The following is a 23,704-nucleotide window of genomic DNA, read 5'->3' as shown; positions in this document are numbered from 1 at the left end:
TAGGGAGATCTTAGATGACCGCTCCACTGCTCACGCTTTATCGCCGAATGCAGCGATGGCCTGCCGGCAACTGGCTGTTCTCGCGCGCGGTGTGTTTCAAGGCACCCTACTTCGCCAGCATCGCCCCGCGCATCACCCTGCTTGAACCGGGCCGCTGCGAAGGCCGCATCGCGCACCGGCGCAAGGTCACCAACCACATCGGCACGGTGCACGCGATCGCGCTGTGCAACCTGGCCGAGCTCACTGCCGGGCTGATGGTGGATGCCTCGCTGCCCAAGGGCATGCGCTGGATCCCGAAGGGCATGGACGTGCAGTACCTGGCCAAGGCGACGGGCACCCAGCATGCCGTGGCCACGCCGGAGCAGCCGATCGTGGCGGCCGAGGCGGGTTACGCGCTGCCGGTGAAGGTGCAGGTGCGCGATGACGCCGGCACGGCGGTGTTCGAGGCCCGGATCGCGATGTGGGTGTCGCCGGTCAAGCGTTGATCGTTGGCGCGCAGCCACCCATGGGGTGGCTCTACATCCAATTCGTGTATCGCAGGGCAGAGCCACGCCACGCGTGGCTGCCGCCTGTCAGGCCGGCACCATCCACCATGCCGCCACGGCCAGGATCGCCGGCACAGCCTGGATGAAGAAGATCCGCTTGTTGACGCTGTACGCGCCATAGCAGCCAGCCACGATCACGCAGCCCAGCGAGAAGTTCACCAGCATCGGCAGATGATCGAACAGGCCCCAGAACAGGCCCGCGGCAAGGAAGCCGTTGTACAGCCCTTGATTGGCCGCCAGCACCCGCGTGGCCTGCGCTTTTTCCGGCGTATTGCGGAAGGTTTTCAATCCCAGCGGCTTGGTCCACAGGAACATTTCCAGGACCAGGAAGTACACGTGCAGCAGGGCGACCAGCAAGGTCAGTGACAGCGCGATCCAATACATGGGCAGGCTTCCAGAACGTAATGCAGAGAGCTTACTCCGGGCGCTCGCCCGGCAGCTTCTTTTCTTCGCGCAGCAGGCCAAGGGCGGCGACGGTCATGGCACCGGCCACGACCAGGCCACCGAGGAACACGATGTGCGAGCCGAACAGGGACAGCCCCTTGTGCACCCAGGCGAAGGTCAGGTCCGCACCGCGGTAGACCACAGTGTCGATCGCCGCGCCGGCCTTGTAGCGCCACTGGCGGTCCACACGGGTGTAGATCGTCTCGCGCGCCGGTTTGGCCAGCGAGAATTCGCTGGCGCGGGTCATGACCTGGACCATCGCCACCATCAGCGGCAGCGGCGAGGCGGCCAGGATCGAGAACCCGATGATGATCGCCACCCCGGGAATCAGCAGTGCGGGTGCGATCCCGTACCGCGACAGCAGCCAGCGCGTCGCGCCGAGCTGGATGATCAGGGTCAGCGCGTTCACGGCCAGATCCACGCGCGAGAAGAACGCCGTGCTGGCGGCAGGGTCGGTGTACAGGCGTCGTACGATCGAGGCCTGCTCGTTGTAGAGCATGGTGCCTACGCCCACGCCGAACAGCACCATCAGCGCCAGCCAGCGCAGCATCGGCTCACGCACGATCAGCTTCAGGCCATCGAACACGCTGCCGCCCATCGGCGTCTCGCCGGAGACCAGTTCCCGCTCCTGTTCGCGTGCCACCGCCCACAGCCGCAGCCGCCAGATGCAGCCCAGGCAGATCAACAGGAAGCCGGCCGAGACCAGCATCAGATTGGCGATGCCGACCCGCTGCACCAGCGCCGAGGTGATGATCGGCCCAAGGAATGCGCCGATCGTCCCGGCCGCGCCGAGATAGCCGTAGTACGCGCGCGCCTCCACGTTGGAGAACACGTCGGCCATGAAGCTCCAGAACACGGCCACCGCGAACAGGTTGAAGACGGTGATCCAGAAGAAGAACGCCATGCCGCGCCCGGGCACGCCGGTGTCGAACATCACGTAGAACCCGAGCAGGGTGACGATGAAGAACCCGTACACCACCGGCAGGAATACCCGGCGCGGATAGCGGCTCACCAGCGCGCCGTACAGCGGCTGCAGCACCAGCATGATGAAGAACACGCAGGTGAACAGGAACTGCAGCACGAAGTCCTGCAGGGCGATCCCATGGCCGGCGAACCACTCGATCAACGGCAGCGGGAACACCGTCTGCAGATCGGAGGAGGCCGCCATCGCTTCGCGCACCGGGCGCAGCACGTAGTAGCCGCTCAGCAGGCAGAAGAAATACAGCGAGGCCCAGATCAGCGGTGGCGAACGCCGCCACGCACTCAGCATGCCACCGGCTGCCGTGCCGGTCCCGGTCCCGGTCGCCGCGGTCATTGCCCGCTCTGCGCGCACAAGGGGCGTTGCAACGGCAGCATGTGGGGAACTCCGGGCGTCGAAGCGCGCAAGGTAAACGATGCACCGCAACATCGCCAGCCTCCGGCACGCCCATCGGCGCAACGCTGCGTGACGCACCCCGCAGCCCCTGCCTGCCGCAACCTGTCTTATGCTCGGTGCGCACCCCGGCAAGGAGCGGCATGTACGACTACATCGTGATTGGAGCCGGTTCTGCCGGCTGCGTGCTGGCCCACCGGCTCAGCGAGGACCCGGCCTGCCGGGTATTGCTGCTGGAAGCCGGTCCGCGCGACACCAACCCCTTCTCCACATGCCGGCGGGCCTGGCGCGGCTGGTCAACAACCGCCGCATCAACTGGAATCTGGAGACCGAGCCCGAGCCTGCGCTGGACGGCCGTCGCCTGTGGTGGCCGCGCGGCAAGGTGCTGGGGGGCTCGAGCTCGATCAATGCGATGTGCTACGTGCGCGGCGTACCGGCCGACTACGACGGCTGGGAAGCGGGTGGTGCCACCGGCTGGGGCTGGGACGAGGTGCTGCCCTGGTTCCTGCACAGCGAGCGCAACAGCCGCGGCGCCAGCGCGCTGCACGGCGCCGCAGGACCGCTGTCGGTGTCCGACCTGCGCCACCACAATCCCCTCTCGGCCGCGTTCATCGCCGCCGCCCAGCAAGCCGGCCATCTCCACAATGCGGACTTCAACGGTGACCAGCAGCTCGGCGCAGGGCTGTACCAGGTCACCCAGCGCGACGGTGCACGGTGTTCGAGCGCGGACGCCTACCTGCGCCCTGCTCGCCACCGGCGCAACCTGACGGTGCTTACCGGTGCGCAGGCGACCGCGCTGAGCTTCGAGGGCACGACGGCGACCGGCGTGCACTATCGACGCGGCCGCCACCACCTCCATGCACGCGCGGCGGTCGAGGTGATCCTCAGCGCCGGCGCCATCCATTCCCCGCACCTGCTGATGCTCTCCGGTATCGGCGAGGCGGACACGTTGCGCTGCCACGGCATCACCCCGCGCGTGGATCTGCCCGGTGTCGGCCGCAACCTGCACGACCACCTGGACATCTGCACCGTCGTGCACACCACACCGGGCGTCAGCTACGACCGCAGCAACGAGCTGCGCATCGCCGTGGACTACTTCCTGCGCGGCCGCCGCGGTGCCGGCACCAGCAACCTGGCCGAGGCCGGCGGCTTCGCCCGCTCGTCGCTGGCCACCGATGCCGGTGCCGACATCCAGTTCCATTTCGTCCCGGCGATGCTGGACAACCACGGCCGCCACCGGCTGCCGGGCGATGGCTACACGCTGCATGCCTGCCCGCTGCACCCACGCAGCCGCGGGCAGCTGCGCCTGCGTGATGCCGATGCGCGCTCACCGCCGCGCATCCACGCCAACTACCTCGGCGATGCGGAGGGCCACGACCTGAAGATGATGCTCGAATGTGCGCGCCTGTCGGCCCGGATACTGCACCAGCCCGCCTTCGACCGCTGGCGCGGCGCGCCGGTCTTCCCCCCGCACGACGCGCTGGACGACGCGGCACTGGAAGCCTTCATCCGGGCCAAGGCCGAGACCATCTACCACCCGGTCGGCACCTGCGCGATGGGGCAACATGCCGAGGCCGTGGTCGATCCGACCCTGCGCGTGCATGGCACCCAGCGGCTGCGGGTGGTGGACGCGTCGGTGATGCCGCGCCTGGTCAGCGGCAACACCAATGCCCCGACCCTGATGATCGCCGAGCGTGCAGCGCATTGGATCCGGACCGCCGCCACTGCCTGAACAGGGGTGCGCTGGACCGTCCTTACCGCCCGGGCAAGGGATCCTTTGGAGATCGGCAAAACCCGCGTATTTTCAATGCGATACGCATTCATCTTCGTTTCGTTTGTGCAATCACGAAAAGCGGCGCTAGAATCGGTCACAGCAGTCGCGCACGGGCACCCATACGATGAACCAGAACAACAGGCGCCGACCGATCCGTTCGGCGGCAACCGGGTTGTTGGGCATGTTGATGCCCATCGCCATGTCTTCCACTGCACAGACACCCGCCGCTGCGCCCGCCGGGTTCCCGGTCAATATCGAGGAATCGGCGCCGAGCGCCGCCCCGCATACCCAGCCTGCCGCGTATCGCACCACCCCGGCCGGCCTGAAAGTGCAGCCGCCCGCGCAGAGCTTCAACGTGGCCTCGATCGAATCGATGGCGCAGCAGCTCACCTACGGCGAGCGCGTACCCGGCATGGCCGTTGCGATCGTCCAGGGCGGCCGCGTGCTCAGCGCGCGCGGTTACGGTGTCACCGACGTCAACAATCCGCAGCAGGTCGACGCGCACACCGTATTCCGCCTGGCCTCGCTGTCCAAGGCCTTCGCCGGCACCATGGCCGGCCTGCTGGTCAACGATGGCACGCTGCGCTGGGACAGCAAGGTCACCGACTACGTGCCCGGCTTCCAGTTGAGCACGCCCGAAGCGACCGAGCGCCTGACCGTGGCCGATCTGCTCAGTCACCGCGTTGGCCTGCCCTACAACGCCTACGACCGCGACGTCGAAGCCAACGCCGAGTACTACACGCTCACCCACAAGCTGGCGGCCACCTCGCTCAAGTGCCTGCCCGGCGACTGCTATGCCTACCAGAACGTGGCCTTCAGCCTGATCGGTGATGTGGTCTACGCCGCCTCCGGCAGCTTCTACGAACAGTCCGTCGAGCGCCGCCTGTTCAAGCCGCTGGGCATGGATGACGCCAGCCTCGGCCTGGCCGGCATCCAGGCCAGCTCGCGCTGGGCGCGCCCGCACGTGCGCAGCCGCAACGGCTGGGTCGCGCTCACGCCCAAGCCGACCTATTACCGGCTCGCCCCGGCCGCCGGCGTCAATGCCAGTGCCAGTGACATGGCGCAGTGGCTGCTGGCACACACCGGCCATCGCCCCGACGTCCTGCCCGCCCCGTTGCTGGCCACGCTGCACGCCAGCCTGATCAGCACCCCCGGTGAGATGCGCTCGGGCTGGCGCCGCGAACGCCTCAACTCGGCCGGCTATGCACTGGGTTGGCGCACCTTCGATTACGCCGGCCATGAAGTGATCTTCCACGCCGGTGCCGTCCAGGGTTATCGCGGCCTGGTCGCGCTGGTGCCCGAACGCGACCTCGGCATCGCCATCATGTGGAACGGCGAAAGCAGCCTGCCCAGCGGCCTGCTGCCCACCGTACTGGACCAGGCCATGGGCCTGCCGACCCAGCGCTGGCTGGACGTGGACACCGACTTCGGCAGCGACAGCCTGATGGCCGAGGATGCCGCCCCGCAAGGCAAGCGCAAGGGCGTGTCGTCGAACCGCGCGGTCGCTTCGCCGCGCTGATCCTGCCCGCACGTGGCATTGAAAAAGGCGGCCGGATGGCCGCCTTTTTTGTGGTTTTTGGTACCGCCCATAAAAAAACTCCTTCCCCGCTGGGCTGCCAGGGAAGGAGTCTCAGGTACGGCTATCGGGAAAAACTCAGATCAGCGGTGCCGGGGTTGCCGGCAGTGCGACCGGTGCGGCCTTCTTCTTGCGAACGGCCGGCTTGCGCTTTGCAACCTTCTTCACTGCCTTCTTCGCGGATGCCTTCTTGGCCGGAGCCTTGCGGGCAGTCGCCTTCTTGGCGGTGGCCTTCTTGGCTACCTTGCGGGTGGCCTTCTTGGCGGTCTTCTTCGCGGTCTTCTTGGCAGCCTTCTTCGGAGCGGCCTTCTTGGCTACCTTGCGGGTCGCCTTCTTGGCCGTCTTCTTTACCGCCTTTTTCGCGGTCTTCTTGGCAGCTGCCTTCTTTGCAGTCTTCTTGACGGCCTTCTTCGCCGTCTTCTTCACTGCCTTCTTCGCGGTCTTCTTGGTGGCGGCCTTCTTCGCAGTCTTCTTCACTGCCTTCTTTGCCGTCTTTTTCACTGCTGCCTTGCGAGCGGTCGCCTTCTTGGCCGCCTTCTTCACCGTCTTCTTGGCAGCCGCCTTCTTGGCTACCTTCTTCACGGCCTTCTTGGCAGTCGCCTTTTTAGCGACCTTCTTGGCTGCCTTTTTGGCGGCCGGCTTTTTCTTCGCAGCTTTCTTGGTTGCCATGGGATGGCTCCTCGTCAGTGATCTATGGAGTGGAAACGCCCAGGTAAAGCAAACCCGCCGTTGCTGCGTCGCGGGGACCGCCGTCGCGTCATGCGCGTCGTGACGGATACGGTGACACCCGCCGCATGTGGCCAGGCAGGTATCGAAGAGGAAAGGAACTTGCGGTTCGCCGGAGGAAGCGAAGCCATCTCCACCGTCATGGGACGCGAGGTGGATGTCCAGGTTGTGCTTCGCGACTTGATGTCGATTCTGCTCACTCTGTTCGCAGGCAAGGTCTGCTGAGGCGAAACCTAATCACGCTTTTTTTCACTGTCAACAACCCCGGCGAAAAATTTTCACACCGGCGCCTTGCGGCGCGCCCCTTGCCGTACCCGTCAGCGCCCCGACCAGAGCGCCATGCCACCGCCAGCGCGAACACTCCGCGCAATCAAACGCTGACAACCCAGAAAAGAAAAACACTTAAAAGAAGCACTTTCGTGTAGCGACATCGCAACATCGGCGTGCGCCGCCCCGCAACGGCACGCGCGCATCGCATGCCATCACCCCCGCCACGGGACTCCCCGTGCGCACCTTAAACAGACCGCAAAACTTTTCACATCTGCCCGCGCTTTTTTCGACCCGATTCGCGTAACTGCGCAAACTTTTGACCGTTCGGCACCGACATGTTCGCGCCTGGCGTTCGCCATTGAACGTCGCCGCACACCCGCTTGGATGCCTGCTGGGCATGCCGTCGGCGCGTCGCCGCAGACCAGATCACCGGCGCGCATCGGCACCGAACCGATCGTCATGAGCCTGCCGTCGCGACCACCGCCCATCGCGCACGCAGTGCAATCCTCACGCACCACTAACGCGATCGACGCATGCCCGGGCAAGCAGGCAAAAAAAAACGGCCGCACCCAGGCGGCCGTTTTTCAGCAGACACGACGATCAATGATCTTCGTTTTCCAGCAGCTCGGCGTAGTCGTCCGGACCCAGCAGGTCGTTGACTTCGTCCAGGCCGGCCACTTCGACGACGTAGATCCAGCCGTCGCCGTAGGCGTCTTCGTTGATGGTTTCCGGCTTGTCGCTCAGGGCCGAATTGACCTCGACCACCGTGCCGGTGATCGGGCTGTACACGTCCGAAGCGGCCTTGACCGACTCGACCACGGCAGCCTGTTCGCCGGCCTTGACCTCCTGGCCAACCTCCGGCAATTCAACATAGACCAGGTCGCCAAGCAGGCCCTGGGCGTGGTCGGAAATACCGACGGTGACGCGGCCGCTGCCTTCAACGCGTGCCCACTCGTGGGACTTGAGGAATTTGAGGTCGCCGGGGATCTCGCTCATGGGACTGCTCCGAGGAATATCAGGGGGGTCAAGAAACGGGGGTAGTGTAACCAACCGGCGCGGACACGAACGCGTCCGCACCGGATACATCACGGCATCAGCCGTCGATCAACACGCCGGGCTGGGCCTGGCCTTCGCGCACGAACGGAAACTTCACCACGCGCACTGGAATCTGCTTGCCTCGGATATCCACGCGAACGTCCCCCAGTTCGCCACCCGGCACGCGGGCGAACGCGATGCCCTTGCCCAGGGTCGGCGAGAAGGTGCCGGACAGGATCTCGCCCTCGCCGCTGGCGGTGAGCACGACCTGGCCGTGACGCAGCACGCCCTTCTCATCCATGACCAGGCCGATCAGCTGGCGGGCGTTACCGGCCGCCTTCTGCGCCTCGAGCACATCGCGCCCGATGAAGTCGCGGCCTTCGTCCAGTGCGACGGTCCACGCCAGGCCGGCTTCATAAGGCGTGATCTCCTCGTCCATGTCCTGGCCGTAGAGATTCATGCCGGCTTCCAGTCGCAGCGTATCGCGCGCACCCAGGCCGGCCGGACGCACACCCGCGGCGCTCAGCGCATTCCAGAACGCGACCACGGCGGTCTGCGGCAGCAGGATCTCGAAACCGTCTTCACCGGTGTAGCCGGTACGCGCCACGAACAGCGCGGTGCCGTCGGCGGTGGCCGTCTCCAGGGCGGCGAAGCGGCCCAGCTTTTCCAGCGCCGCGCGGTCGCCCTCGCCCAGCAGGCCGATCACGCGTTCGCGCGCGGTGGGGCCCTGCACGGCGATGATGGCCAGGTCTTCGCGCTCGATGACCTCCACGTTGAAGGCTGCCGCCTGCTCGCGGATCCAGGCCAGGTCCTTCTCGCGGGTCGAGGCGTTGACCACCATGCGGAAGAAATCGTCAGCCATGTAGTAGACGATCAGGTCGTCGATCACGCCGCCGCGGGCATTGAGCATGCACGAGTAGAGGGCCTTTCCGGTGGCCTTGAGCTTGTCCACCGAGTTGGCCAGCAGCGTGCGCAGGAACGGCTTGACCTGCTCACCGCGCAGGTCGACCACGGTCATGTGGCTGACGTCGAACATGCCGGCATCGCCGCGCACCAGATGATGCTCGTCCAGCTGCGAACCGTAATGAATGGGCATGTCCCAACCACCGAAATCGACCATCTTGGCGCCGAGTGCGCGGTGGGTATCGTTGAGAAGCGTCTTCTGGGTCATGACCGGTTCCGGGGGAATGAAGGCAAGCCATCATTATCCCAGAACCGTCTTCACAACGCCTGCGGCGGTGCGGGAAAACCGCGGATCAGGCCTGCTGCACCTTCAGCGTCATCCCTTCCACCGCCACCACGCGCACCGGGCTGCCGGCCGGCAGATCCGGCCCGGCGACCACCCAGAACGCATCGTCGATCTTGGCCCGGCCCTTGCCGGCCACGATGCCCTGGTCGAGCACCACTACCCGCCCGATCAACTGCTCCGCGCGCCGGTTCAACAGCGGCTGATCACTCTGGCGATCGTGCGATCGCCCCCAGCGGCGATAGCACTGGATCGAGACCACGCTGAGCACCACGAAGGCGACCACCTGCCACAACAGGGGGACGTCGGCGAACACCGCGACCAGAACGAACACGGCCGCCGCACCGATCCCGATCCACAACATGAAGGCGCCGGGCGCGAGCGCCTCGGCGGCGAACAGCACCAGTGCCAGCGCGCCCCAGGCCACCACTTCCCAGCGCATGTCAGCCTCCGATCCGCGGCGGGACGCCGCGCGTGGCTTTCTTCTCTTCCTGCTTGGCGAACGCTTCGCGCGCCAGTTCAGCCACGCCGGCGATCGAGCCGATGACGCCGCTGGCCTCCATCGGCATCAGCACCAGCTTCTGGTTCGGCGAGGTTGCCAGTTCCTTGAAAGCTTCCACGTACTTCTGCGCGATGAAGTAGTTGATCGCCTGCACGTCGCCCTGGGCGATCGCCTCGGAGACCATCGTGGTCGCCTTGGCCTCCGCCTCGGCCAGGCGCTCGCGCGCTTCGGCATCGCGGAAGGCAGCTTCCTTGCGGCCCTCGGCCTCCAGCACGGTGGCCTGCTTCTCGCCTTCGGCGCGCAGGATCTCGGACTGACGCGAGCCTTCGGCTTCCAGGATCTGCGCGCGCTTTTCGCGCTCGGCCTTCATCTGCCGCGCCATCGCATCGAGCAGATCGCGCGGCGGCTGGATGTCGCGGATCTCGATGCGGTTCACTTTCACGCCCCACGGGTTGGTGGCATGGTCGACCACGCTCAGCAGCTGGGCATTGATCACCTCACGCTGGCTGAGCGATTCATCCAGGTCCATCGAGCCGATCACGGTGCGGATGTTGGTCTGCACCAGCGCGATCATCGCCACCTCCAGGTTGGCGACCTCGTAGGCCGCTTTGGCCGCATCGAGCACCTGGAAGAACACCACGCCATCCACGCGCACGGCGGCGTTGTCCTTGGTGATCACTTCCTGGCTGGGCACGTCCAGCACCTGCTCCATCATGTTCACCTTGCGGCCGACCCCATAGACGATCGGGATCAGGAAATGCAGGCCGGGCGACATGGTGTGGGTGTAGCGGCCGAAGCGCTCCACGGTCCATTCATAGCCCTGCGGCACCATCCGCACGGCCTTGAACAGAATGACAACGGCCACGAAGGCCAGCACCAGCGAGAACAGCATGGTTGGAAACATCAGGTCACTCCCTTTCCCCGGAATCGTAGGTCGAGTATAGCCACGCCGTCTTCACACCGGCGTCGGGGAGTGTCCTGGGTGCCCGTCAGGCAGGATCAGGCGGTGCGCGGGGCGAACATGATGACCATCATGCCGACCAGGCACAGGCCGACGCCGAGCAGGTCCCACCGGCTGGGACGGATGCCATCCACCAGCCACAGCCACATCAGTGCAGTGCCGATATAGACCCCGCCATAGGCGGCATAGACGCGCCCGCTGGCGGTCGGGTGGAGGGTCAGCAGCCAGGCGAACAACGCCAGGCTGACGGCCGCCGGCAGCAGCAGCCAGGCGCTGCCGTCCTTGCGCAGCCACAGCCAGGGCAGGTAGCAGCCGACGATCTCGGCCACGGCGGTCACGACAAACAGCAGCAGGGTGTTCATCCCGTGCGCTCGGCATCCTTGGCCCGCTGCCAGAGCGCTTCCTGCGCCTCCAGATCGAGCGCACCCATGGACTGTCCGGCCGCCTCGGCCTGTGCTTCCATCGCGCGGAAACGCCGTTCGAATTTGTGGTTGGCCAGCCGCAGGGCGGCACCGACATCGACCTTGGCGTGACGGGCCAGATTGGCGCAGACGAACAGCAGATCGCCCAGCTCTTCCTGCAGGCGTGCCTGATTCTCCTCGACCGGGCCACGCGCGAATTCAGCAGCGACTTCGTCCAGTTCTTCGCGCACCTTGTCCATCACCGGCGCGGGGCCCGGCCAGTCGAACCCGACCCGCGCTGCGCGTGCCTGCAGCTTCACCGCCCGCTGCCACTCCGGCAGGCCACCCGAGATGCCGGCCAGTGCCGAGGTATCGGTGTGGCCCTTTGCAGCACGCTCGGCGCGCTTGATCGCTTCCCAGTTGCTGTTGACGTCATCGGCCCCGTCCACCTGGACCTGGGCGAACACGTGCGGGTGCCGGCGCTCCATCTTGTCGCTGATCGTGCGGGCCACGTCGGCAAACCCGAACGCGCCCTGCTCCTGCGCCATCTGCGCGTGGAAGACCACCTGCAGCAGCAGGTCGCCGAGTTCATCCTTGAGGTCATCCAGATCGCCGCGGTCGATCGCATCGGCGACCTCGTAGGCTTCCTCGATGGTGTACGGGGCGATGCTGGCGAAGTCCTGCTGCAGGTCCCACGGGCAGCCCTGCTGCGGATCGCGCAGGCGCGCCATGATGCCCAGCAGGCGGTCCAGTTCAGGGGTGGCAGGCATCGTTGCTCCAGTCAGGTCAGGCGGGCAGCCACGCACGCCACGGCAGGCGGGTATCGCCGAGCGCGATGAAGTCGCCGTTCAAGAGGCTCTCGCGGCGGTTGTAGCGGAACGGCTTGCCGGTCTCGGCCGAGAGTACCGCGCCACCGGCGGCGTGCAGCACGCACTGTCCGGCGGCGGTATCCCACTCGGCGGTCGGGCCGAGCCGCGGGTAGACGTCCAGCGTGCCTTCGGCCAGGCGGCAGAATTTAAGCGAGGAACCCTGTGCGAGCACCTCGATATCGCCCATGCGGTCCAGCAGGGCCTGCGTCTGCTCGCTGCGATGCGAGCGGCTGGCGGCCACCCGCAGCGGCGCCGAGGCGGGCGTGCGGGTCCGCAGCACCGAATCGCGCATACCGTCGCGGCGGTAGGCGAGTTCGCCGCGCATCGCATGCCAGATCTGGCCCGTGGCCGGGGCGAGCACTACGCCGAACGCCGGCGCGCCCTGGTAGATCAGCGCGATGTTGACGCTGAACTCGTCGTTGCGTTTGACGAATTCGCGGGTGCCATCCAGCGGATCGACCAGCCAGTACGCGCCCCAGTGCTGGCGGATCTCCCACGGCACCTGCGCCGATTCCTCGGAGAGGATCGGCAGCTCCGGAGTGAGCTGGGCCAGCCCACGCTCGATCACCTGGTTGGCGCCGAGATCGGCCGCCGTGACCGGGCTGTGGTCGGATTTGATCTCCACATCGAACGGCGTGGCATACACCGCCATGATGGCGGCGGCCGCGTCCTGGGCGATGGCGATGACGGTTTCGCGCAGATCCGTCGTGAGTTTGATCATTCCTTCCGTCCCAGCCACTCGCGTGCGATGAACAGCGCCGCCAGCGATCGGCCTTCGGAGAAATCTTCGCGCAGCATCAACTGGTCCAGATCGGCCAGCTTCCACGGCACGACCTCCAGCTCCTCCGGCTCATCACCGACCAGGCGCTCGGGGTACAGATCCCGCGCCACCACCAGCCAGGACTGATGGCTCATATAGGTGGGGGCCAGCGTCATCGCGCGCAGCACGTCGACCCGGCGGGCGCCGTAACCGGCCTCTTCCTTCAATTCACGGTCGGCGGCCTGCTCGGGGGTTTCGCCGGCATCGATGCGGCCTTTCACCAGCCCCAGCTCATAACGGTGCATGCCGGCGGCGTACTCACGCACCAGCAGCACGGTCTCGTCATCGAGCATCGGCACCACCACCACGGCCCCATGGCCGCGGGTTACGAGCCGTTCGAAGCGGCGGCGTTCGCCATTGGAGAACTCCAGATCCAGATGCTGGCGCTGGAACGGCCCGCTTTCCTCGTCCGTGATCTGGTGGATGATGGGCAGGCGACGGCTCATGCGAGCATCTCTAGAATGGGTACTGGTGAAAACGTGTTCATGAGCCCGAAATGCTAGCAGACCCAGCCCCTCTCACGCTGGCCGATCAGTGGCGGCAACGCGATCTGGCCGTCCTGTGGCACCCGTGCACGCAGATGCGCGAGCACCCGGACACCCTGCCCCTGCTGCCGATCGCCCGTGGCGAAGGCCCCTGGCTGATCGACCATGACGGCCATCGCTATCTGGACGCGGTGAGCAGTTGGTGGACCAATCTGTTCGGCCATGCGCAACCGCGCATCGCTGCGGCCATCGCCCAGCAGGCCACCCAGCTGGAACAGGTGATGCTGGCCGGCTTCAGTCACGCGCCGGCGGTACAGCTGGCCGAGCGCCTGCTGGCGATGGCGCCACGCCAGACCGGACGCGACCCGCTGGCCAAGGTGTTCTACGCCGACAACGGCTCGGCCGGGGTCGAGGTGGCGCTGAAGATGGCGTTCCACTACTTCCGCAACCGGGGCGAGAACCACCGCACCCGGTTCGTCGCGCTGGAGAATGGCTATCACGGCGAAACCCTGGGCGCGCTGTCCGTCGGCGATATTCCCCTGTATCGGCGCGTGTATGCGCCGCTGCTGACCGAGGCGCTGTTCGCGCCCTCGCCCGATGCCTACCTGGCCGAGCCGGGCCAGAGCGCCGCGCAGCGCGCGCACCAGGCCGCCGATGCACTGGCCACGCTGTTCGACCAGCACCCGGGCGAAATCTGCGCGGTGATCCTGGAGCCGCGTCTGCAGTGCGCGGGCGGCATGCGCATGTACGACCCGGTCTATCTGCAGCGTGCGCGCGCGCTGTGCGATGCCAATGGTGCCTTCCTGATCGCCGATGAGATCGCCACCGGCTTCGGCCGCACCGGCACGATGTTCGCCTGCGAACAGGCCGGGGTAATGCCGGATCTGCTGTGCCTGTCCAAAGGCCTGACCGGCGGTTTCCTGCCGCTGTCGGCAGTGCTGGCCACCCAGGCGCTCTACGACGCCTTCCTGGATGATTCACGCGAGCGCGCCTTCCTGCATTCGCACAGCTACACCGGCAATCCGCTGGCCTGCGCCGCCGCGCTGGCGACCTTGGACATCTTCGCCGGTGAAGACGTGATCGCGCGCAACCGCAGTACCGCCGAGGTGATGCGCACCCTGGCCGCGCCGTTCGCCGACCACGCGCATGTCGCCGATGTGCGCCAGGCCGGGATGGTGGTGGCCTTCGAACTGACCCGCAACGGCGACAAGCGCACGCCGTTCCCGGCCGAGGCCCGGATCGGGTTGCATGCTTATAAAGCCGCGCTCAAACGCGGTGTGGTGCTGCGCCCACTGGGCAATGTGCTGTATTGGATGCCGCCGTACTGCGTTGAGGATGAACATTTGGACCTGCTTGCCCTGACCACCCTTGCCGCCATCGACGAGGCCGTCGCATGCGCGTGACCCGCAGCCATATCGATCATCCGCTGGCGGTCGGGCAGACGCTGGCACTGCCCGAGGACGCCGCCAACCATCTGGTCCGCGTGATGCGCCTGCGCGAAGGCGACGGCTGCGTGCTGTTCAACGGCGATGGCCAGGACTACAGCGCCACGCTGGTGGCCGTCGGCAAGCGCGATGCGCAGGTGCGGATCGAGGCCGCCACCGCATTGGACAACGAGTCGCCCTTGCACATCACCCTGCTGCAGGGCATCGCCCGCGGGGAAAAGATGGACCTGATCCTGCAGAAGGCCACCGAACTGGGGGTGCAGGCCTTCGTGCCGGTCAACGCCGAACGCACCGAAGTGAAGCTGGATGCGGCGCGTGCCGAGAAGCGGCTGGCGCACTGGCACAGCGTGGTGGTGTCGGCCTGTGGTCAGTCCGGCCGCGCCCGGGTGCCGACCGTGGCCGCGCCGCGCTCGCTGCAGGACGCCGCCAACGCGCTCCCGGCCGCGGCCGTGAAGTTGACCCTGGACCCGCAGGGGGAGCACCGCCTGTCGACGCTCTCGGCCGCACCGGGCGGCGTGGTGATCGCGATCGGCCCGGAAGGCGGCTGGTCGCCGCGCGACCGCCAAGCACTGGCGGCAGCAGGCTTCCAGGGCTTGCAGCTGGGCCCGCGGGTGCTGCGCACCGAGACCGCAGGCTTGGCGGCGATCGCTGCCGTGCAGGCACGGTTGGGCGATCTGGGCTGAAGAATAACGGGGACGGGGGTAGTTAATCGCGCCGATTAACTACCCCCGTCCCCGTTATTACATCACCCCGCGACGGGGAATGCCTCGTCCAGCGCCGCTTCCAGCGCATCCAGGTCGGGCAGCAGCGCGCTCTGTTCGCCCAGCAGGACGCGCATGTGCACACCTTGCGGCAGGGTCTCCTCGGAGGCATCGGCCAGCAGACCGTCGCGCGGCACCGCGATCAGCTGCGGGAAGGTCTGGGTCAGCAGGGCAAAGTACGGGCGGCGGGCATTGCCACCCAGCGCCTTGAGCACCACCACCTTGTTGTTGGTCACGACCGGTTCGTCGCCCTGCCCGGACAACCGGGCGAACGACAGCAGCGGCACGTCCCAGCCGTGCCAGGCGATCTGACCGACCAGCCAGGCCGGTGCGTCGGGTACCGTTTCGATCGGCACCTTGGACATCATCTCGGCCACGGTGGCGTTGGGCAGCAGCACGCGTTCGTGCCCGGCCTGGATCAGGACACCGCGGATTTCGTCGTTGCTGGCGTAGCTCATGGGTCTTCCTTTAAAGGAGCGTGACGCGCTTACGCGTCCACGCCCCAGCGTTCGGCGATGGTGGCGGCAAGCTGCGGCGGTTCACCGGCGTCCTGCCCTGCGACCACCACGGCACTGGCCGCCGTCGGGTCGTAGCAGCCTTCGCCCACCTGACCGGCAACCCAGGCACCTGCAGCCGCCAGCGCAAGCACGGCATCCAGCTGGGCGGCGTCCGCGCCACTGAGCAGGACCACACCACTATGCGCCGCCGGCAGGGCATCGATCTGGATCCCGGCGGTGTCGGCAATGAACTGCAGACCGCCCTGGCTGGCGACGACGCCCACGTCGTCCGGCAGGACGTAGACCTGTCCGGCGTCCACCGGCTGTGCCACTTCGGCCAGCACCACCGGCAACGCAGACACGCGCGCCATCTGCTTGACCAGATTGCCGTAGCGACCGCCGTCCAGGCGCATGTGCACCAGGATCGCCGTGCTCAGGGCTTCAGGCAGCGCAGCGAGCAGACGACGCAGCGCGTCCGGCCCACCGATACCGGCCAGGACCAGCACGGCACCGCGGCACCCACCCTCGATTCCCGTATCGGGCTCAAGCTCGACCAGCGACAGCCGGTCGATATCGAAGCGCTCCGGTACGGCCTCCGCCGTTGATGCAGCGGGCGACGTTACGACGTGCTCCTCCACCAGCGACCAGCGGCTGTGATCCCCGATCGCGGTGACCGGCGCGACTGCCGCGGCGAGGTCGGCGGGCGGTGCCGCAGCGGGCATCGCAGGCGGGTGCGGTTCGTCCTGGGCCGGCTGCAGCGCAGCCAGCGCGTCCTCCAGCGAGACCGGCTCGCGCAGGTCCTGCGGCGCCTGGTACAGGCCATCGGCGGGAACCTCAGGGGCGGCATCGGCGGCTTCGCGCAGGTGGAATTCCAGCGGCGCATCGGCATGCAGCTCGGCCGGCGTCACCGGCAGGCCCGGTTCGGGCTGCAGATGCTGGTCCTGCTCCGAGCCCGGCGGCAGCACATCCTGATGACCGTGCAGCTTGGCCACCAGATGCCGCGCCCAGCGTTGCGCCTCCCAGCCATCCCGACGCGCGGCCAGGTCGGCCTCATCGAAGATCAGGGTCAGCGATGGCGAGCCCAGCACCGGGTCCAGCCGTTCAAGGGCATCCTCGATTGCCGGCTCCAGTGCGATCAGCACGGCACCGGGATCGGCGTCGCGCAGGGTCTGAAGCTCGAGCGTGATCGGGTCGTCCTCCAGCACCACCTGCGCGCCGGCATGATCCAGCGCTTCGCGCAGTCGGTCACGGGCCGCACCCGGACGGGCCAGCAGCGCGATCGTCAACAAGGTGGGGCCATCACTCGCGGACACGGGCGATCCCCAGCAGGTCGTACACGTTGCGCATCAGATCCAGCTCCTGGTACGGCTTGCCCAGGTAGCGCTGGACACCGATTTCGAAGGCGCGCTGACGGTGCTTGTCGCCGCTGCGCGAGGTGATCATCACGATCGGCACCCCTTGGTAACGCGGGTCCGCACGCATCACGCTGGCCAGCTCGTAGCCGTCCATCCGCGGCATTTCGATGTCCAGCAGCATCAGATCGGGCACGCGCTCTTCCAGGCGCTCCAGGGCTTCGATGCCATCGCGCGCGACGGTCACATCAAAGTTGTGGCGCTCCAGGATGCGGCCGGTGACCTTGCGCATGGTCAGCGAGTCATCGACCACCATCACCAGCGGTGCATCGCGGTCGCTGACCTGGGTGGTCGGGGCGATCGGCTTGTGCGGATTGGCGATGTAACGGCGTACCAGCGGCGCAACGTCGAGGATGACCACCACGCGGCCGTCGCCGGTGATCGTCGCACCGTAGATACCCGGCACCGAGGCGATCTGCAGGCCGACCGGCTTGACCACGATTTCGCGGTTGCCGAGCACCTGGTCGATCGCCACGGCCACGCGCAGGTCGCCCGCGCGCACCAGCAGCAGCGGCACCTGGGCCTGGCCTTCGGCACGGGCCTGGGCCTGGCCGATCAGCGTCCCCAGATCGTGCAGCGCGAACGCTTCGCCGCCGTAGTGGTAGTCGCCATCGGCGGTTTCAAAGCGCTCGCGCGAGATCCGGCCGATGCCGCTGACCGAGGCCACCGGCACCGCGAACGTGGTGTCGCCGATCTGCACGAACACCGCCTGGGTGACGGCCAGCGTCTGCGGCAGGCGCAGGGTGAAGGTGACGCCCTGCCCGCGCACGGAGTGGATGTCCACCGAGCCGCCGAGCTGGCGCACTTCGTTGTGCACCACGTCCATGCCCACGCCACGGCCGGCCAGCTGGCTGACCTGGTCGGCGGTGCTGAAGCCGGGCGAGAAAATCATCGCGTCCAGTTCGGCATCGCCCAGCACCGCATCGGCGGCGATCAGGCCACGCTGTTCGGCACGGCGACGGATCGCCTCGCGGTCCAGCCCGGCGCCATCGTCGGCGACTTCCAGCACGATTTCCGAGCCTTCGCGGCGCAGGCGGATGGCGATTTCGCCTTCCTCCGGCTTGCCGGCGGCACGGCGCTGTGCGGGGGTTTCCAGACCATGTGCCACCGAGTTGCGCAGCATGTGTTCCAGCGGCGCGACCATGCGGTCGAGCACGTTGCGGTCCAGTTCGCCGTGGGTGCCTTCCAGGGTGACGTGGACCTGCTTGCCGGTGTCCTGGCCAGCCTGGCGCACGACCCGGCGCAGCCGCGGTACGAGGCCATCGAACGGCACCATGCGCGCGCGCATCAGGCCGTCCTGCAGTTCCGAACTGACGCGTGACTGCTGTTGCAGCAGCACGTCGTACTGGCGCGAGAGGTCGTCCAGCACGCCCTGCAGGCCGCCCAGATCGGCCGCCGATTCGTTCAGCGCGCGGCTGAGCTGCTGCAGCGTGGAGAAGCGATCCAGTTCCAGCGGGTCGAACTTGTGATCGGCCTGGTCCTGCTCACGCTGATAGCGCGCCACGATCTGCGCTTCGGTTTCCAGGTCCAGGCGGCGCAGCTGATCGCGCAGACGGGCATTGGTACGGTCCAGTTCGCCCATGGCGCCGCGGAAGGCGCCAAGCTGCTGTTCCAGACGCGAACGGTAGATCGCCACTTCACCGGCATGATTGACCAGGCGGTCGAGCAGATCGGCGCGCACGCGCACCTGCTCCTGCTGCGGACGCGGCAGACCGTCGTCTTCGCTGGCGGTCTCCAGCGGCACCGGTGCGGACAACGGGGCAGCGACGAGCGCGGCGATCGCGGCTTCGACCTTGGCGTCGCCGGAAGCAAGTGTCTGCTCGGTGGTCTCGATCTGCTCCGGCTCGGCACGGCCCTGGGTGCGCTGCTCGAAGGCGGCGATCAGGTCGTCCGGCATGGCCACGGTGCGGTGCTGCCCGGTCCGGGTCAGCAACTGATGCAGACGATCGAAGCCACGCTCCAGCAGATGCACATCGCTGCGGTCGATATCGGTGCGGTTGGCTGCCACGGCTTCCAGCAGCGATTCGATCCCATGGCCGAGATCACCGATGGGATTGATGCCGGCCATGCGTGCGCCACCCTTGAGGGTGTGCAGGTCGCGCTGCAGACCGGCGATGACGTCGCGGTCCTGCGGTGCGGCACGCAGTTCGCTGATCAGACCATCGCAATGGTCGAGCAGATCCTTGCCTTCCTCCACGAAAATATCGACCAGCTCCTGATCGAGCTGGGTGAAATCGAGGGCGTCGCCGGCATCGAGTTCAACGTCATCGTCCGATGCTGCCGCCCCGAATGCGGTGTCGGCAGGCTGCGGAGCGGTGGTGGCCGGCGCCGGCGCGTCTTCCAGTTCAAAGAAGCGCGCGGGTGCGGCGTCGGTGGGTTCGCTGTCGTCTGCGTCTGCGGTATCGGTCGCTTCGAAGGCTTCGGCAAAGGCGTCCCCTTCCACCGGTGCGTCGACCGTGGCATCCAGACCGAGCACACCGTTGTCTTCGCCCGCGTCGGCATCCGGTGCATCGAGCACGGTCAGGCCGTCGTCGATGGCCTGCTGCGCATCCACCACCTCGCCGAAGGCTGGCGGCGGCGGCAGGATGTCGTCCAGCGCCTGCGCGTCGTCGTCGTTCTCATCGCGCCCGTCGGTGTCGCGCCAGCCGTCGTTGGCGGCGTCGTCCACGGCGACCGCGTATGCGCCAGCCGGCACAGCCCCGCTGCCGCCGGGGTGAGATGCATCGAGGGTTGTCTCGACGCTATCGGCTTCGGCGTCGGCGTCGGCTTCGGCGTCGACCTCGGCGTCGGCAAACGCTCCGGCAACGTCCTGTGGTTCGTCCATCACGGCCGTCGTAGCACCAGGCTCCGGATCGGCCGCCAGCTCGGATGGGGTGAGGTGATCGAAGTACCGCGACAGATCTTCGGCCGAGGTGAGTTCCACGGCATCCAGACCGGCGTGCACCGCGTCCAGATCGGTCTCCTCGGCCGCGGTGTCCTGCGTGTTGTGAACTTCGTTGAGCACCGGCGACGCCGGCAACCCACCGTCGAAGTAGGCGGACAGATCATCGGTTCCAGTCAGTTCCGCCGCGACCAGCGCGTGGTCAGCCGTGGCCTCGACGTCGACGTCGACGGTATCCCCGTCGACCAGGGTCAGGCCGTCGGCCTCGATCAGCCCCTGCTGCAGGTCGGCATCGGCAGCGTCATCGATGCTCTCCAGAACCGGTGCCTCCACGTCGGCCGGCGCGTGATCAGCGATGGCTTCTTCTGCAACGACGGCTTCTTCTGCAGCGATGGCTTGCCCAGCGTCGCTGGCGTGAGCAGCCACGTCGGCGTCCATGTCCGCAAGGGAGGCGGCATCGGTCACGTCCAGCGCCGAGTCATCCTCCGCCAGGTCCCGTTCGTCATCGACCAGCGCCGGCCAGCGCGCTTCGGGCAGTGTGTCGGCCAGGGCGACCAAGCGGGCAGCAAGTGCGCGCTGGACCGGCACGCGCGGCGCCTCGTCCTGCAGGGCCTCCATCGTGGTGGTGATCGCGGCACAGGTCTCCCCCAGTGCCTGCAGACCTGCGTCACTGGGCAGCGCATCGGCGGCCAGCGAACGCTTGATGTAACTCTCTGCCGCACCGGTGACGGCAGTGATTTCCGGCACGTCGGTCATGGCGAAGGCGCCATTCATGGTGTGCACCGCGCGCAGCAGGCCATCGGTGACCGGCTGCGACGCGTCGGACGCGCTGTCCAACCATGCCTGCAGCGTGGCCTGGTGCACCTCGACCTCGGCTTCCAGGATCTCGCGCAGGACGCTGTCGATGTTGGCCGGGGTGCTTTCCACCACCGGCGCGGGCACGGGCACGGTATCGACTGCCACCGGATCCGGCACGGTCGCCGCCGGCGCCACCGGGCGCTGCAGCGGAACATGGAAGGTCTCTTCGCCTGCGGCCACGCGATCGGCGATCGCCTGCATCGCCTGGAGGTCGGCGGTCACGCGGCTGCCATCACGCAGCGCGGCGTTGAGCTGCGGCAGGACGTCGTAGGCCTGCCCGACCAGCGCGACCACCGCCGGCGAGGCCGGACGGCTGCCGTCGAGCACGCGGTTGAGCATGCCCTCGATCTTCCAGCTGAATTCTCCCAGGGTGCGTGCACCGACCAGGCGACCACTGCCCTTGAGGGTGTGGAACACGCGGCGGATCGGTCGCAGCCGGTCCATGTTGTCCGGTGCGATGCGCCAGGCCGGGAGCAGGTTGCCCAGGTTCACCAGCTCTTCGTCGAACTCCTCGATGAAGACTTCGCGGATGTCCTGGTCGATGTTCTCGCCATCGTCCTCGAAGCCGGCCTCGATACTGGTGTCCTCGGCAGTCACGGCAGCGACCTCGGCCACCAGGCCGGTGATCGGTGCAGCAACGGGATCGACACCCTCCGCGCGGAACTGTGCGGCGGCGGCATCCAGCTCGGCCAGGAACCGCACCGATTCGTCGTCCAGCTCAATCTTGCGGATGACGGCGTCCTGCACGCCCGAGGTCGAAAGTGAGGCCGCTGCGGCATCCTGCGCTTGGCCGACGTCGTCGATCTCATCAACGACAGGGGCGCTCAACGCGCGGTCACTCTCGTCCGCAGATGCAACCGGGATGTCCTGAAGGAAAGTGGGAAGCGCCTGGACGTCTGCGTCGTCAGGCACCGATCCGGATGCCGATCCGGATTCCGGGTCGGCATCGTCGATCTGCAGCGACAACACGTCATCAGCGTTGTCCAGCCGCTCATCGAAGGTGAACTCGATCGGCTCGTCGCTCAGCTCCAGCGCCTCGTGCTCGGCCGCAACCGGGTCGAACCCGGTGCCGTCCGCCACGAATGCAGGCATCTCCAGGAAGGTCGGATCGGCATCGTCGGTGCGTTCCGACGGCGTCGCATCGAGCTCAGTCTCGGCGGCGACCGCCACCGGCGTTGACACCAATGGCGGCACGCCCCACGCGGCACCGGCCGGTGCTTCGGCGATGATCGGATCGAAATGCGCGAAAGTCGGCAGTTCGTCCACATCGTTGTTGCCCGCCAAGGTCCACTGCGGCGCATCGGTCGCGATGGGCGCGGTCGACGCATCGAACACCAGGGCAGCCGGCGGGGCCGCGGGCGTCGTGGCCGGCGGCGGATCGAACGTGAAGTCCGGCAGCGGCGGCGGCAGGTTGGCCGGGCGCGGTATCTCGGCGGTGACGCCCAGCGCGATCGGCTCGGCGGCCGGCGCGTCCCACGGGGTCAGTTCAATAGGTTCCGGCGCCACCGGCAATGCGTCCGGCCCGGTATCGGCCGAGGGCTGGTTGGCAGCCGGCAGTGGCCAGTAACGCAGGGTTTCCAGACTGCTGCGGGTGATGTCCAGAATCTCGTCGCGGCCCGCGCGGCCTTCGCGCAGGGCTTCGAGGTAGTACTCCAGGCTGGCCATGGCATCGGCCAGGGTGTCGAGCTGGCGACCGCTCGGCACACGCTGCTTGCCCAGCAGTTCCACCGTGATGTACTGGCGCACGCCCTGCAGGTAGTCGGCCGGAACCGTCAGATCGAGCATGCGCAGCGCGCCGGCGACCTCGCCCAGCAGGCGCGGCACTTCCTGCAGCTGCTGGTGGTTCCAGTTGGTTTCGATGAAGGCGACGAAGTGCTCGCGCGCAGCGGCGAAGTTGGCGATCGCTTCATGCGCCAGCACTTCCACCGTGCGCCGGTTCTCGGCCACGCTCGGGTCATCTGCGCCGCTGCCGACCGCGCCCAGATGGGCGACCTGGTCATCCAGCGAGGCATCCACGTACAGCAGCGCACCGGCGATATCCAGCAGCAGCGTTTCATCGATCTGCTGCACGCCCTGGACCACATCGCGCAGTGCGTCGCGCTGCTGCACCACCACGCCGCGGGCCACGCCCAGACCCATCATGCCCAGCGTATCGGCCACCGCGCCCAGTTCGTTGACCTGGGTCTGCAGGTGCACCGGCTCGCCGCCGGTGCGCAGGTGCAGGTCCAGCGCATCCTTGATGCGCAGCAGCTCTTCCTTGACCGCGTTGCCGACGGTGTCGAGCAGCTCGCGGTTGCGCCCGCTCAGGCTGCCGCGCGCATGATCCAGCTCGGCCTCGGTGGCGCTCGCACTGTCCGGCGCGAAGGCGAACAGCACGCTTTCATTGATACCCGGCGCGGCGCGCGCCGAGCGGATGTCATTGAGCAGCGGCAGCAGCACGATCGGGATGTCGCGGTGACCGTTCTGCAGGCGCTCCAGATAATCGGGCAGCAGCACGCTGCCACGCATCAGCGTGGCGCAGGCTTCATCACGGTCGGGCACCTCACCAGCGCCGATCGCATTGGCCAGCTGCTCCAGCTCCTCGGCCACCATCGCCGGGGCATACAGCTCGACCATGCGCAGGGTGCCCTGCACCTGGTGCAGGTAGCCGGCGCAGAAGCGCATGCGGCTGCCATCGGCAGGGTCTTCCACGTAGTACTCGACCTCGTTGCGCACCTGGCGCAGGGTCTCGTCCAGCTCCGGCTTGACCCAGCCCAGTGCAGCGTGGCTCATGGCATCGCGCAGCGTGCTCATGCCAGGTCTCCCGGCAGCTCGGCGCACATGG

20 protein-coding genes and 1 pseudogene are annotated in these 23,704 nt (G+C 67.3%); 7 read left to right on the top strand and 14 right to left on the bottom strand.

Features of this window, described 5'->3' with window-relative positions; all coding sequences use genetic code 11:
* Positions 1–14: 14 nt before the first annotated feature.
* The gene (locus EDF74_RS12725; RefSeq protein WP_123730445.1) at positions 15–485 is read left to right on the top strand and encodes a hotdog fold domain-containing protein; all 471 of its coding nucleotides are present in this window, start codon (positions 15–17) and stop codon (positions 483–485) included.
* 87 nt (positions 486–572) lie between these two features.
* Here EDF74_RS12725 and EDF74_RS12720 read toward each other — a convergent pair whose 3' ends face one another.
* Both EDF74_RS12720 and EDF74_RS12715 read right to left on the bottom strand, forming a co-directional pair.
* Positions 573–929, bottom strand: coding sequence for a DUF1304 domain-containing protein (locus tag EDF74_RS12720; RefSeq protein WP_123730444.1), 357 nt, complete (start codon positions 927–929; stop codon positions 573–575).
* 31 nt (positions 930–960) lie between these two features.
* A complete protein-coding gene (locus EDF74_RS12715; RefSeq protein ID WP_123730443.1) occupies positions 961–2,304 on the bottom strand; it encodes an NTP/NDP exchange transporter in 1,344 nt (447 codons plus the stop codon).
* A gap of 200 nt (positions 2,305–2,504) precedes the next feature.
* On the opposite strand from EDF74_RS12715, the pseudogene EDF74_RS18425 reads away from it, so the two are divergent.
* The 3 genes and pseudogenes from EDF74_RS18425 to EDF74_RS12705 all read left to right on the top strand — a co-directional run.
* Positions 2,505–2,705: pseudogene (locus EDF74_RS18425) on the top strand (FAD-dependent oxidoreductase); the annotation flags it as partial.
* The gene (locus EDF74_RS12710) at positions 2,633–4,093 is read left to right on the top strand and encodes a GMC family oxidoreductase (RefSeq protein WP_428999156.1); all 1,461 of its coding nucleotides are present in this window, start codon (positions 2,633–2,635) and stop codon (positions 4,091–4,093) included. The pseudogene EDF74_RS18425 and the gene EDF74_RS12710, both read left to right, overlap by 73 nt.
* A 166-nt stretch (positions 4,094–4,259) precedes the next feature.
* Positions 4,260–5,654, top strand: coding sequence for a serine hydrolase domain-containing protein (locus EDF74_RS12705; RefSeq protein WP_123730442.1), 1,395 nt, complete (start codon positions 4,260–4,262; stop codon positions 5,652–5,654).
* Positions 5,655–5,789: 135 nt separating this feature from the next.
* On the opposite strand, the gene EDF74_RS12700 is transcribed toward EDF74_RS12705, so the two are convergent.
* The gene (locus EDF74_RS12700; RefSeq protein ID WP_123730441.1) at positions 5,790–6,380 is read right to left on the bottom strand and encodes a histone; all 591 of its coding nucleotides are present in this window, start codon (positions 6,378–6,380) and stop codon (positions 5,790–5,792) included.
* 90 nt (positions 6,381–6,470) lie between these two features.
* Here EDF74_RS12700 and EDF74_RS12695 point away from each other — a divergent pair, with 90 nt between their 5' ends.
* Positions 6,471–6,662 carry a hypothetical protein gene (locus tag EDF74_RS12695; RefSeq protein WP_020424295.1) on the top strand — a complete coding sequence of 64 codons (192 nt, stop codon included), beginning with the start codon at positions 6,471–6,473 and terminating at the stop codon, positions 6,660–6,662.
* Between the two features lie 645 nt (positions 6,663–7,307).
* Here EDF74_RS12695 and gcvH read toward each other — a convergent pair.
* The 8 genes from gcvH to nudE all read right to left on the bottom strand — a co-directional run bounded on the left by gcvH (position 7,308) and on the right by nudE (position 12,987).
* The gene (gene gcvH, locus EDF74_RS12690) at positions 7,308–7,703 is read right to left on the bottom strand and encodes a glycine cleavage system protein GcvH (protein WP_123730439.1); all 396 of its coding nucleotides are present in this window, start codon (positions 7,701–7,703) and stop codon (positions 7,308–7,310) included.
* A 97-nt stretch (positions 7,704–7,800) separates the two neighbouring features.
* Entirely contained in the window at positions 7,801–8,913 is a 1,113-nt protein-coding gene (gene gcvT / locus EDF74_RS12685; RefSeq protein WP_123730438.1) for a glycine cleavage system aminomethyltransferase GcvT, read from the bottom strand.
* An 85-nt stretch (positions 8,914–8,998) separates the two neighbouring features.
* A complete protein-coding gene (locus EDF74_RS12680) occupies positions 8,999–9,430 on the bottom strand; it encodes an NfeD family protein (protein WP_123730437.1) in 432 nt (143 codons plus the stop codon).
* Between the two features lies 1 nt (position 9,431).
* Complete coding sequence (locus EDF74_RS12675) at positions 9,432–10,394, bottom strand: SPFH domain-containing protein (RefSeq protein ID WP_046272684.1); 963 nt, start codon at positions 10,392–10,394, stop codon at positions 9,432–9,434.
* A gap of 95 nt (positions 10,395–10,489) precedes the next feature.
* Positions 10,490–10,813 carry a YnfA family protein gene (locus EDF74_RS12670; RefSeq protein ID WP_123730436.1) on the bottom strand — a complete coding sequence of 108 codons (324 nt, stop codon included), beginning with the start codon at positions 10,811–10,813 and terminating at the stop codon, positions 10,490–10,492.
* Positions 10,810–11,622, bottom strand: coding sequence for a nucleoside triphosphate pyrophosphohydrolase (gene mazG, locus EDF74_RS12665; protein WP_123730435.1), 813 nt, complete (start codon positions 11,620–11,622; stop codon positions 10,810–10,812). Before mazG ends, EDF74_RS12670 begins: the two co-directional genes overlap by 4 nt.
* 16 nt (positions 11,623–11,638) lie before the next feature.
* A complete protein-coding gene (gene cysQ / locus EDF74_RS12660; RefSeq protein WP_123730434.1) occupies positions 11,639–12,442 on the bottom strand; it encodes a 3'(2'),5'-bisphosphate nucleotidase CysQ in 804 nt (267 codons plus the stop codon).
* Positions 12,439–12,987, bottom strand: a complete 549-nt coding sequence (gene nudE, locus EDF74_RS12655) for an ADP compounds hydrolase NudE (protein ID WP_121039027.1) — start codon at positions 12,985–12,987, stop codon at positions 12,439–12,441. The genes cysQ and nudE overlap by 4 nt, the downstream gene beginning before the upstream one ends.
* 50 nt (positions 12,988–13,037) lie before the next feature.
* On the opposite strand from nudE, the gene bioA reads away from it, so the two are divergent.
* Entirely contained in the window at positions 13,038–14,429 is a 1,392-nt protein-coding gene (bioA, locus tag EDF74_RS12650) for an adenosylmethionine--8-amino-7-oxononanoate transaminase (RefSeq protein WP_123730433.1), read from the top strand.
* Positions 14,420–15,154, top strand: a complete 735-nt coding sequence (locus EDF74_RS12645) for a 16S rRNA (uracil(1498)-N(3))-methyltransferase (protein WP_123730432.1) — start codon at positions 14,420–14,422, stop codon at positions 15,152–15,154. The genes bioA and EDF74_RS12645 overlap by 10 nt, the downstream gene beginning before the upstream one ends.
* Before the next feature lie 62 nt (positions 15,155–15,216).
* Here the strand turns inward: EDF74_RS12645 and EDF74_RS12640 are convergent, their stop codons facing one another.
* The 3 genes from EDF74_RS12640 to EDF74_RS12630 are packed head-to-tail and all read right to left on the bottom strand — an operon-like array spanning position 15,217 to position 23,673.
* The gene (locus EDF74_RS12640; protein ID WP_123730431.1) at positions 15,217–15,690 is read right to left on the bottom strand and encodes a chemotaxis protein CheW; all 474 of its coding nucleotides are present in this window, start codon (positions 15,688–15,690) and stop codon (positions 15,217–15,219) included.
* A gap of 29 nt (positions 15,691–15,719) precedes the next feature.
* Complete coding sequence (locus EDF74_RS12635) at positions 15,720–17,042, bottom strand: chemotaxis protein CheB (protein WP_123730430.1); 1,323 nt, start codon at positions 17,040–17,042, stop codon at positions 15,720–15,722.
* A complete protein-coding gene (locus tag EDF74_RS12630; RefSeq protein WP_123730429.1) occupies positions 17,029–23,673 on the bottom strand; it encodes an Hpt domain-containing protein in 6,645 nt (2,214 codons plus the stop codon). Before EDF74_RS12630 ends, EDF74_RS12635 begins: the two co-directional genes overlap by 14 nt.
* Positions 23,674–23,704 lie beyond the last annotated feature (31 nt).

Source organism: Stenotrophomonas rhizophila, from assembly GCF_003751305.1.
GTDB lineage: Bacteria > Pseudomonadota > Gammaproteobacteria > Xanthomonadales > Xanthomonadaceae > Stenotrophomonas > Stenotrophomonas rhizophila_B.
The sequence above is the reverse complement of the archived record's forward strand: the minus strand, read 5'-3'. Positions and strand labels throughout refer to the sequence as shown.